Raw genomic sequence first — 11,512 nt, 5'->3', positions numbered from 1 at the left:
AAAAATAACTATTTTCCCTTTTCTTATATTTTTCATCCTCTAATAAGCAGTTAATTTACAAAATTTGCCGTAAAATGTGAGCTGTAAACAATAATTTGGCATAAAATTCAAGCGATGTTTTTACTTTTTTGTCTGGCTATTTTGAACGGTGCCGCCACCCCGATACAAACAGCGGCAAACAACAAATTAAGATTTCAGTTAGGATCTCCCTTTTTAGCTTCGCTTATAAATTGTTCAGTAGGCGTATCCTGTTTAATCCTCGCCAATTTAATCACCGGAAATTTTTGTCTTCCTCAAGACGTTTTTTCCACCACTCCTTTATGGACATGGAGCGGCGGATTGATGGGCGTGTTCATTCTCGTCATCGCCATCGTACTCATGAATCATTTAGGCGGACTTAAAACCGTTCTTATTACCATGACGGGAATGATTTTAACCGGAATCATTCTTGATCATTTTGCTCTTTTAAACGTACCGCATCATCCTTTTGATTTAAATCGCGCCATAGGACTTTGCTGCGTGATTTTAGGCATCACCCTAGTATTTAAACTGCCGCAACTTATAAAAAGCGGTCAAAAATTTAACTTTAAATTATCCGAGATCTGTCTTTATCCTTTAGGACTGTTTTCAGGATCGCTTATGACGCTGCAATCGGCCATCAATGCGATTTTAAGCGTTAAATTAAATTCACTTATTCTGACAGCGCTTTTTTGCATGTCCTTATCTCTTGTCCTTTTTTTCTGCATCGGTTTTTGCACAAAACCCGGCTTAAAACCTCTTTTGCAGCTTAAAGTTAAAGGTCAATATTGGATCTTGTGCGGCGGAGCTTGCGGTGCTTTCTTTATTTTAGGCAATGCCTTTTTAATTCCGCTTTTAGGCGCAAGCGCCGTATCAATTCTCTGCATCACGGGGCAATTGTCCTGCGGTCTTATCATTGATCATTTCGGATTATTATCAGCAAAACAAAGAAGAGCACAGTTTTCGCAGATTTTAGGCCTTACCATTATTCTTTTAGGCATCATATTCATCCGTCTTCTCTAAGGAGCTTTTCGTGGTTTCATTTTCCTGCATAAGTCCCTGCAAACTTAATTTGTTTTTATATATCACAGGTCGCCGACCTGACGGTTATCATGACTTGCAGACGCTTTTCTGTCTTCTTGATTACGGTGATACGATGCACTTTAGCGTCAATGACGATAAAGAAATAAAACTGCTTACCGACTTTGGTTTTCCTAAAGAAGAAAATCTTATTTACAAAGCGGCAAAAATGCTTAAAGAATACAGTAAAACCGATAAAGGCTGCAGCATATCCATCGACAAAATATTACCCCAGGGCGGAGGTTTAGGCGGAGGGTCCAGCAACGCAGCCACAACACTTTTAGTCTTAAATAAACTCTGGGACACTAATTTAAGCGAAGATGAACTTGCCTTACTTGGCAGACGATTAGGAGCTGACGTTCCGGTTTTCGTACGCGGCAAAAGCGCGTTTGCCGAAGGAGTGGGAGAAAAACTTTCGCCCCTTGAATTACCCAAGCGTTACTATCTTGTTTATACGCCGAACTGCCATGTTTCCACCAAAACGGTATTTGGCGATCCGAATCTTAAACGCGACAGTAAAAAGCGCAGTTTAAATGAGCTTTTAAATCAACCTTTTAATAATGATTTCACTCCGACGGTAAGAAAAAATTATTCCGAAGTTGGACACGCCTTAGACAGGTTGGTAAAATATGGGCCGGCGTTTATGTCAGGAAGCGGCTCCTCTTGTTTTGTATCTTTTAATGAAAAAGCTGATGCCATCAAAGCATTTCAGGATTTTGATCCGCAAGAAGGAAAAAGTTTTATTGCCTCTTCGGTAAATCTTTCTCCTGTTCTGACCGCTTTAAATAAATTTCTTAATTAACACAGGGTTATATTATGGCTGATATGAAGTTGTTCGCCGGGAATGCAACTCCCGAGCTGGCAAAGCAAATAGCATCCCGTCTGTACACTCGCTTGGGTGATGCAACCGTTGACCGTTTCAGTGATGGAGAAATCCACGTTCAGATTAATGAAAACGTACGCGGATGCGATATTTTTATCATTCAGTCAACCTGCGCTCCGACCAACGATAACCTCATGGAGCTTATCGTTATGATCGATGCCATGCGCCGCGCTTCTGCAGGTCGTATTACCGCAGTTATTCCTTATTTCGGATATGCCCGTCAGGATCGCCGTCTGCGTTCCGCTCGCGTACCTATTACAGCAAAAGTAGTTGCCGACTTCTTGTCAAGCGTCGGTGTCGACCGTGTTCTTACCGTTGACCTGCATGCCGAACAGATCCAAGGCTTCTTTGATGTTCCGGTTGACAACTGCTTCTCAAGTCAAATCTTCGTCGAGGATATGTTAAAACAAAACCTCACCAATCCTATTATCGTTTCTCCCGATATGGGCGGTGTTGTTCGTGCCCGTGCGATTGCCAAGCTTTTAAATAATGCCGATATAGCAATTATTGACAAACGTCGTCCTCGTCCCAATGTATCCGAGGTTATGCACCTTATCGGCGACGTAAAAGGTCGTGACTGCATCATCGTTGATGACATCATTGATACCGGCGGGACCTTGTGCAAGTGTGCCGATGCCTTGAAGGACAGAGGCGCCCTTCATGTTATGGCTTATGCCACCCATCCGGTCCTTTCAGGCGATGCCATTAAGAACTTAACAGGATCACGTCTTGACGAGCTTGTTGTTTCAGACTCAATTCCGGCTACTGCCGCTACCAACAAAGTAGAAAAAATTCGTTACTTGTCTCTTGCACCGATGCTTGCCGAAGCCATCCGCCGCATCAGCAACGAAGAATCTATTTCTGCTATGTTCCAGCAGGCATAATTAAAGAAATTTCTTACAAGAAGGCCCTGCATTTGCGGGGCTTTTTCGTAATTAAGACACATTATCCGGAAAATTAGCATTTCACGATCTAAAATCAAATTTGACCAACGATACGACCATCTCTATATCTGTTCTTATTCGTTATTTTTCGTAATCTACAATCGTCAGTAAAAAGAGAATTATCATGAAAAAAATATCTGCACTCCTAATATCTTTACCACTTGCGGCTGCTTCCTTCTCCGGCATTTGCGCCGCAGAAAACAAAACAGATCTTTTCGGCTATACCGACGGAGCTCAAGTAGTTTCAGTAAACGAGGTCACAGGACGCATTGATTCGCGAACCGGAGTTATATATTCTCAAATAGTAGGCGACAGACAGCTTACCCAGCTTAGAATGAATCTTTTAATTCCGCGAAACAACGTTAAAAAGCCTGCGATTATTTATTTCCCCGGCGGAGGTTTTACCACCGCGGATCACGACAAATTCAGCGAAATGCGTTTTGCTCTTGCCAAGGCCGGATTTGTAGTGGCTTCAGCACAATATCGTACCGTCCCCAATCTTTTCCCTGTCATAATTGAAGATGCAAAATCTGCAGTACGCTTCTTACGCGCCAATGCCGATAGATTCGGCATCGATTCTGACAAAATCGGAGTTTTAGGCGATTCAGCTGGCGGCTACGTGGTTCAGATGCTGGGAGCTACCAATGGAGAGACAGAGTTTAATCAAGGTGATTTTTTACAGCAATCATCTGATGTTCAAGCCGTAGTTTCCCTGTACGGCATATCGGATCTGTTATCAATCGGTGAAGGCTACTCCGATGAAATTCAAAAGGTACATGAATCTCCTGCCGTAACTGAAGCCCTGCTCATTAACGGAGCCGCTTTCAACACTTTTCCCGGAATGTCTATTTCAAAAAATAAAGAAAAAGCACAATACGCAAGTCCTATTTACCACATAGACGGCAACGAACCTCCCTTTTTGCTGATGCATGGTTCAGCTGATATGCTGGTAAGTCCTCTGCAAAGCGCTCATATGTTTGAAGCTTTACAAAATAACGGACAAACAGAGTCTGAATACATTTTAATAGAAGGAGCCGATCATGCCGGCATTAAATGGTATCAGGATGCAGTAATCAATAAAATTACCGACTTTTTCCTGCAAAAACTAGGCCCCATCGAAAAAGGCTCTGAAGAAAAACGCCTTAATCTTTAAAAACGAAAAGATCCGCTTTTGTGCGGATCTTACTTAAGATTAACGGGATTTAAGCAAAGCCAAAAGCTTTTGATGGATGCCGTTAAAACCGCCGTTGCTCATTACCAAAACAGTAGAACCTGCCGGAGATGCACTGACGATTTTATTAAGCAAAACATCAAAATCATGCTCAACATGCAGCGGGATATGAGACTTTTCTTCAAGTGACTCCACGTCCCAGACAACTTCTTTAGGTGCATAAATAAAAGCCTCATCGGCATTTGCAAAAGACTCAGCTAAAAACTCTTTATTAGCCCCCATCTTCATTGAATTCGAGCGCGGCTCAAAAACCGCGACAATACGTTTTCCTTTACCGACTTTAGCCCGAAGACCATTAAGAGTAAGCTTAATTGCCGTAGGATGATGCGCAAAATCATCATAAACTACAACGTTGCCTTCACATCCCTTATATTCCATACGGCGCTTAGGCATTTTATAAGTCTCAAGACTTAATAATGCCTTTTTAAGATCAACGCCAACTGCCGCGGCTGCAGCTGCTGCCATCAAAGCATTGCTGACATTATACTCACCGCAAAATTGCGCATTTACCTCACAGATAAATTCAGCACCGTTATAAACGGCAAAAACGGATCCGTCTTGCTTAATAAGTTTAGCGTGAAGTCCGTCTTTACCGCCGATTCGCTTAACGGGAGTCCATACTCCCATCTTCAAAACATCCTCAAGAGCAGGATATGCATACGGCATTACGATTGTACCGTTTCCCGGAACTGTTCTGACCAAATGGTGAAATTGCTTTTTAATGTCATCAAGACTATTAAAAATATCCGCATGATCAAATTCAAGATTATTCAGGATCTGCACGAAAGGATGATAATGAAGAAATTTAGAACGCTTATCAAAGAAAGCACAATCGTATTCATCCGCCTCAATCACAAAATACGGACTTTCGGTAGCTCTGGCCGAATAACCGAAATTCTCAGGAATTCCTCCCACTAAAAAGCCCGGATTCAAATCATTGGCCTCTAAAATCCAGGCAAGCATGGCTGTCGTCGTGGTTTTTCCGTGTGTCCCGGCTACGGCAAGTACTTTTTTGTTTAAAAGATAATGTTCCTCAAGCCACTGTGGACCGGACACATAAGGAATTCTTTCATTAAGCATGCGCTCAATTACCGGCATACCGCGCTTCATAACATTGCCCACCACAATAAGATCGGGCTTTACATCAAGTTGCTCTGCGCCGTAGCCTTCGTAAATTTTAATTCCGGCAGCCTCAAGCTCCGTACACATCGGAGGATAAACATTTTTATCCGATCCGGTAACTTTAAACCCTGCTTTTTGTGCAATTAAGGCGATGCCGCCCATAAAAGTACCGCAGATCCCTAAGATATGAATATGCATAACAGCCTAACGCTTATTGTTAATCTGACATTTAAGATACGGTTCAAAAGCTCTTGAATAACTTGCAGCAGCCTTACCGTCTTTATCCATTTCTATAGCATAAACGGCATGATCGGTCTTATTACCCCATTCAATCGCCTCTTTAGCCCCCAAGACCAAAAGTCCGGTATCAAGGGCATCGGTTATTAAGGTTAAAGGAGCGATAACCGTAACGGAGACAGTATAGTGATCGATGGGTTTTCCCGTACGCGGATCAATTGCATGAGAATAGCGCTTACCGGTTTCTTTATCGATAAAGAAATTTCGATAAGAACCGGCTGTCGACATACCGTCACCTAGAGGACATACCGCCGCATAAATGCCCTCACCTTTCGGATCTTCAATTCCGACTTTCCACGGTTTACCCTGAGGATTATTGCCTTTTGTACGAATGGCTCCGGCAATGGCAATCATATATGCTGGAACTTTCTTGTCATCAAGCTTTTGTGCAAGAAGATCAGCACCCAACCCCTCACCCACCGTGGATAAATCAAGCTTCACGCGCGGATCGGCTTTTTTTAAGTAAGCCTTGCCGTTCTCTCTTCTAAGCTCATATTTATCATGTCCTACATAAGCCCTGACTGCAGATATTTCCTCTTCGGAAGGAACTTTTTCAGGTCGACCTTCAGGACCGAATCCCCATAAATTGACCAAAGGACCGACGCTAAAATCCATTACCCCGCCTATCATCAATGACTGGCGATTGCCCTCTTCAATAATGTCGGCCAAATAATTTGAAATCGGAAACGGCTCAGTTGAATCAAATGCGTTAAAACGAGCAATCTCTGAATTAGGATCAAAAGTAGAAATTGCATCGCTGACCTCTTTAAAAGCTTCTTCTGAAATCTTTCGTAAAGCCTCTTCTCCGCCTTCATAAGTTCCGGGAATCGTAACAGTATAAAAAGTTCCCATGGTTTTACCTTGAATTTTTACCATGGGGGCAGGAGCCTTGGCCGTAGTAGCAGCTTTATCGCCGCACCCTAATAAAAGAGCGCACGAAAGCAGTGCTGCTCCGAGTACTTTGAATTTCATAAAAAAATCTCTTGCGTCTTATACGGTCTTTGAAGGAATAGCAAGATCCGCTTTACATTTTTTAGAAGGCTTTCTTTTTTGCCCGGCAAAACCGCAGGAAGCCGTACAGGAAGCACAGGTAAGACCTTCTAAAATTGCATTGGCTTCCCCCTCGCTTAAAAGCTTCTTTCTCTGCACGAGAAAGCCCAAAGCCAAGCATCCGACAAAGACCACGAAAAAGATAAAAGAAACTAAGTAAATCATTTAAAAATCCTCTTAAGCCTTGGAAAATTATACAGTGATTTAGGTCATTTCGGTCTTTTCTGAAAAAAACTTACCGGTAGGTTATAATAAACGGTGTTTTTATCTTGCCGCTTCTTTACAAATGCGGCTTTTCTTTATGATTTTAAAGAGCAGAAAATGCGTACCAGCAAATATTTATTATCTACTTTAAAAGAAAATCCGGTTGAGGCCGCAGTCGTCAGCCATCGTCTTATGTTAAGAGCCGGACTTATCCGCCAAATCGCTTCCGGTATTTACGTGTGGCTTCCGACCGGCATGCGCGTTTTACAAAAAGTTGAAAAAATCATTCGCGAAGAATTAAATCGTGCCGGCGCCATTGAACTCTTTATGCCGTTCGTTCAGCCTGCAGATTTATGGAAAGAGTCTGGACGTTATGAAAAATACGGTCCAGAGCTGTGCCGCCTTAAAGATCGCAAAAAAAATGAATTCGTTTTAGGCCCGACTCACGAAGAGGTCATTACCGCAATTGCCCGCAGAGAAATCAAATCCGCCCGTCAGCTGCCTATAAATCTGTACCAGATTCAAACTAAATTCCGTGATGAAATCCGTCCCCGCTTCGGTGTAATGCGCGGTCGTGAATTCATTATGAAAGACGCCTATTCATTCCATATTGATCATGCTTCCCTAGAGAAGACCTATAAGGATATGTATGATGCTTATTCGCGTATTTTTACTCGTTTAGGCCTTGATTTCCGTCCCGTTGAAGCCGACAACGGTTCAATAGGCGGCAGCAGCTCCCATGAATTCCAAGTGTTAGCCGATGCCGGTGAAGATACCATAGTATTCTCCGACAAATCGGATTACGCAGCCAATATTGAAATGGCTGAAGCTTTAGCTCCCGCATACGATCGCCCGACTCCTGCCGATGCCTACAGTGAAAAAGAGACCAAAGGCTGCCATACCGTTGATGAAGCCGCGGCAGCTTTAGGTCTTGATGCAAAACAAGTTTTAAAGAGCCTTATCGTTCGCGGAGAAAAAAAGGAAGACGGGACATACGACCTTATTATGCTTTGCTTATGCGGCAATCAAGAGCTTAATGAAGTCAAAGCTGGCAAGATAGCCGGCATTTTAGACCCTATAGAATTTGCAACTGAAAGCGAAATAGCCGCATTTACGGGAGCCACCCCGGGATCTCTAGGCCCTGTAGGATTTAAAGGCAGAATCATTATTGATCGCACCGCCGATAAGATGGCAAACTTTGCCTGCGGAGCAAATCACACCGGATACCACTTCATTAACGTTAACTGGGATCGCGATGTTCCTAACTACGAAGTTGCCGATCTGCGTAATGTTGAAGAAGGCGATCCGAGCCCCGACGGACAAGGAACCCTGCACTTAAGAAAAGGTATTGAAGTAGGACAGGTTTTCATGCTCGGTACCAAGTACTCGGAATCTATGGGGGCTACCGTTTTAGGTGAAGACGGAAAGCCTATTAATATGCAGATGGGATGCTACGGTATCGGCGTAACCCGCGTTATCGCCGCCACAATTGAACAGCATCACGATGATAAAGGCATCATATGGCCTGATTCAATGGCTCCGTTCCAGGTTGCTATAGTAGCCATCAAGCCCAATAAATCTCAAGCTGTAAGAGAAGCCGCTGAAAAACTCTACGCTGAACTTGAAGCAAAAGGAGTTGAAGTTCTCTACGACGATCGCGACGAACGCCCCGGCGTTATGTTTGCGGATATGGAACTTATCGGCATCCCTCACGTTATCACTATCGGTGATCGCGGTCTTGCATCAGGAAACGTTGAGTACAAATCAAGAAAAACCGGACAAAAAGAAGATGTTTCTTTAGACAACATTCTTGATTTTGTCTGCTCAAAGCTCTAAAAACGTAAAAATTCATGCACAAGCCCGCTTTTTGAACTGTACCCCGTTTGGTAGACAATTAACTGACGGGGTATTTTTATGGGTGGAAAACGTATTTCAAATATGGCAAAACGATCAAACTGATGGAGTTCACAAAAAATTTTAGGTACTAAATCTCATAACACTCTAAAAAAAAATTGTGACGTAATGATCAAAAGATTAATGAGACGATCCCCTTTATCCTAAAAAAATGATCTAATACTGAAAGTTTCAGCCTTTTGTTTTTTTTAAGGATTTTTTATGTTCATTGCTTGTGAAGAATTGCGCAACATGGCAAAGTCATGCCGCTGCAGTCTTCATGAGAGCGATGATTTTGATTCAATTATCGAAGAATATTCGCGATTATATTATCCGCACACCGGAACTCCTACGGATAAAGTACATTTTGAGTTTAAGCTTAAAGAAGCAAAAGCTATATACGACGCATTAGCAGGTGAAGTTACCGCGACAATTTCCCGGTGTCTTAAAGATATCAGAGACGCTTTAACCGACAAGCGCAGCGAAACAAAAATCATCTATCCTTTGGACGTAATGGTGACGGTTATTTTGTTGGCACGGTTATGCGGGAATATAACGCCTGTGGAAGTAGTTAATTTTTATCGGACCCGTAATCTTGAGCTGCAGTATTTAATTCCGGGAATGCCGCGGCCGCGTTACCGGTTATCGGAATCGACGGTAAACTGCGTAATGCGGATGTTTTCACCTGAAGAAATCAATAAGCTGCTTGAAAGTTATTTCAGTACGGTTAAGACGGCACTTTGCGAAATGATAAAGGCAGGTGAGCAGCGGGAGCGTCCTGAGCTTGTTGATAAAGAAACCATAAGCTTTGACGGTCAGGAAGTCGTATCTTCGTATCGTAAAGGAGAGAGTTCCCGCCGTAAAAAGGGAGCTGTCGGGGTCAGTGTTTACAACAGCACTCATAAAATCGCCATGGCGGTAAAGAGCGTTTGGGAAAAGAATAATGAAGTGCCGGCATTTTTGTCACTGCTGCCGAATTTAGATATTCGCGGCACTATTGTCATGTCCGATGCACTTAACAGTTTAAGTGAAGTATCGGCAGCGATACTGCGGCACGGGGCCGATTATTTGCTGTGCATCAAGGACAACGGCGGCAATAAAGAATTACGCGGACATCTTGAAGCAATTTTCAACCGTGAATATGCCAAGAAAGAAAAGTCAGAGGCAATAACCCGTTATCTTTGCGAAAAGGGGCACGTCCGCATCGATGAAACTTTGCTTGAGACTTTGCCCGCGAGCTTAATTGACGAGCGCATCGAAAATCCCCATCAGGGCATCAACACCATTGTCAAATATACCAAAACAAGAACCTACCTTATAAACGGCAAAATAAACAAAACCACGACGTCAAGCCGATATTATGTATGCTCATTGGTTTTTTCCGGGCAAAACACCGACCGAATACTATATTCGCTTTTGGATTATTGGGCTATAGAGCAGCATCATAGCCGTCTTGACGATCCGCACGTTTTCAATCAGGATGCGACTCGCTCCTGCAACGATAATTACTTGGGAAATACTTTAGGCATCAATAAAATCGCATTGAACATTCTTACATGGATAAGGCATAAAAAAGCGGTAGAGTCAGGGAAAAAGACACCTCCAACCTATAAATCGATACAGAGTATGCTCAATACCTGCCCTTTGACTTCGGTCTTTGAATACCTGGCTACTTATTATTTTGAAGCGAACTCTCAACAGAGCACAACTGCAAATTAACCTTTAAACGGCATACAAAAAAGATTTACAGATAATTATCGGCACCGAAAAAGCTACATTCGACAAATCAGAAACAAAAGAGCATCAATATCACAGCCGTACCGTCTTAAGCAGGCATAGTTTTAAAACTCAAAACCGCCTGCCATAAAATACGTTTATTAGCGATTCCGATATGTGATCTTAGTGCTGTTCATCGTTTTGCCATAATTAAAGGAAGACTTTTGTTTTATTACAGTCTTACCAAAGAACAGCATCAACTGCATGATTTATATTTGCATATCGCCAAATAAGAAAAAGTGCTTGAGGCGTTAACTGGAGGATGCCTCGATCCTGACAAGTATAAAGATTTTTTTACCATAACGCCTAAATGCGGACCTAAAGGGTTTTCTTTTAAACGCAACTAAACGTCCGTTTCCGCCACCGAGCTACAGCAAGGTTTAACCGTACTGTTCTCACTCAAAAAAACATGTCTGATGAAAAGCCCTTCATGCCTATTGTAATAAAGCTCGTATTGAGAAAATGTTTGAAACTTTAAAGAACGATATTATTGACGGCAGAATGCACGTTCATTCCCTAGAGCCTTGGCAAGGTAAACTGTTTGTCTTGTTCCTGGCGTAAATTTTACGTAAAGAGCTGTATAAGCGTTTAAATCCGGTAATAAGAATAAGCAAAACGCATATTACCTTTCATCGCAGCGTGACTTGTTAAAAAACATCAAAAAGCTCTAATAAGACTGCTGGACACACAGAAAGGCATTAACCGCAGAGCTAAAGTCACTGCTTAATGCCGCATTAGCATTTGATATGAAAGAGCTAAGCTCCATATAATCTGATACTGTTAGTTAACATCAAGTATTTTTATACTATATTAAATTACTGCAATCTGGGTTATTAAAAAATTACATTCATAGTGTCTTGAGAATCTTACAATGAAATTAGGTAAACAAGATCCTTGGCGATGCATGCGGAATTTATAATCGAAGCATATAAGATTTTAACTCAAACATAAATCGCATATAAATATGTATACTAGTTATAGTTATTATAAAAATAATATATAGATCGGAAGAGC

9 protein-coding genes are annotated in these 11,512 nt (G+C 42.2%); 6 read left to right on the top strand and 3 right to left on the bottom strand.

The annotated features are described in order from the left end of the window. Positions 1–114 precede the first annotated feature (114 nt). The 4 genes from QZ019_RS07315 to QZ019_RS07300 all read left to right on the top strand — a co-directional run bounded on the left by QZ019_RS07315 (position 115) and on the right by QZ019_RS07300 (position 4,078). Entirely contained in the window at positions 115–1,041 is a 927-nt protein-coding gene (locus tag QZ019_RS07315) for a DMT family transporter (protein ID WP_295483718.1), read from the top strand. 10 nt (positions 1,042–1,051) lie between these two features. After that, entirely contained in the window at positions 1,052–1,900 is an 849-nt protein-coding gene (ispE, locus tag QZ019_RS07310) for a 4-(cytidine 5'-diphospho)-2-C-methyl-D-erythritol kinase (protein WP_295483716.1), read from the top strand. A gap of 14 nt (positions 1,901–1,914) precedes the next feature. Further along, on the top strand, positions 1,915–2,865 hold the full coding sequence (locus QZ019_RS07305) for a ribose-phosphate pyrophosphokinase (RefSeq protein ID WP_009143439.1): 951 nt from the start codon (positions 1,915–1,917) through the stop codon (positions 2,863–2,865). A 184-nt stretch (positions 2,866–3,049) separates the two neighbouring features. Further along, positions 3,050–4,078, top strand: coding sequence for an alpha/beta hydrolase (locus QZ019_RS07300; RefSeq protein WP_295483713.1), 1,029 nt, complete (start codon positions 3,050–3,052; stop codon positions 4,076–4,078). Between the two features lie 39 nt (positions 4,079–4,117). On the opposite strand, the gene mpl is transcribed toward QZ019_RS07300, so the two are convergent. From mpl to QZ019_RS07285, 3 genes are read right to left on the bottom strand one after another with little or no spacing between them, the layout of a single operon-like run. Then, the gene (gene mpl / locus QZ019_RS07295) at positions 4,118–5,476 is read right to left on the bottom strand and encodes a UDP-N-acetylmuramate:L-alanyl-gamma-D-glutamyl-meso-diaminopimelate ligase (RefSeq protein WP_295483710.1); all 1,359 of its coding nucleotides are present in this window, start codon (positions 5,474–5,476) and stop codon (positions 4,118–4,120) included. Between the two features lie 6 nt (positions 5,477–5,482). Next, positions 5,483–6,547 carry an FAD:protein FMN transferase gene (locus QZ019_RS07290; RefSeq protein WP_040909339.1) on the bottom strand — a complete coding sequence of 355 codons (1,065 nt, stop codon included), beginning with the start codon at positions 6,545–6,547 and terminating at the stop codon, positions 5,483–5,485. Positions 6,548–6,565: 18 nt separating this feature from the next. After that, positions 6,566–6,790, bottom strand: coding sequence for a hypothetical protein (locus QZ019_RS07285; RefSeq protein WP_040909340.1), 225 nt, complete (start codon positions 6,788–6,790; stop codon positions 6,566–6,568). Positions 6,791–6,946: 156 nt separating this feature from the next. Between QZ019_RS07285 and QZ019_RS07280 the strand changes: the two genes are divergently transcribed. Continuing rightward, complete coding sequence (locus QZ019_RS07280; RefSeq protein WP_295483703.1) at positions 6,947–8,665, top strand: proline--tRNA ligase; 1,719 nt, start codon at positions 6,947–6,949, stop codon at positions 8,663–8,665. A gap of 279 nt (positions 8,666–8,944) precedes the next feature. Beyond that, the gene (locus tag QZ019_RS07275; RefSeq protein WP_295483700.1) at positions 8,945–10,441 is read left to right on the top strand and encodes an ISAs1 family transposase; all 1,497 of its coding nucleotides are present in this window, start codon (positions 8,945–8,947) and stop codon (positions 10,439–10,441) included. Positions 10,442–11,512 lie beyond the last annotated feature (1,071 nt).

The organism is uncultured Succinatimonas sp. (assembly GCF_905203285.1).
In the GTDB taxonomy this organism is placed as follows: domain Bacteria; phylum Pseudomonadota; class Gammaproteobacteria; order Enterobacterales; family Succinivibrionaceae; genus Succinatimonas.
Note: the sequence above shows the minus strand (reverse complement) of the source record. Positions and strands in the feature narration are given on the sequence as shown.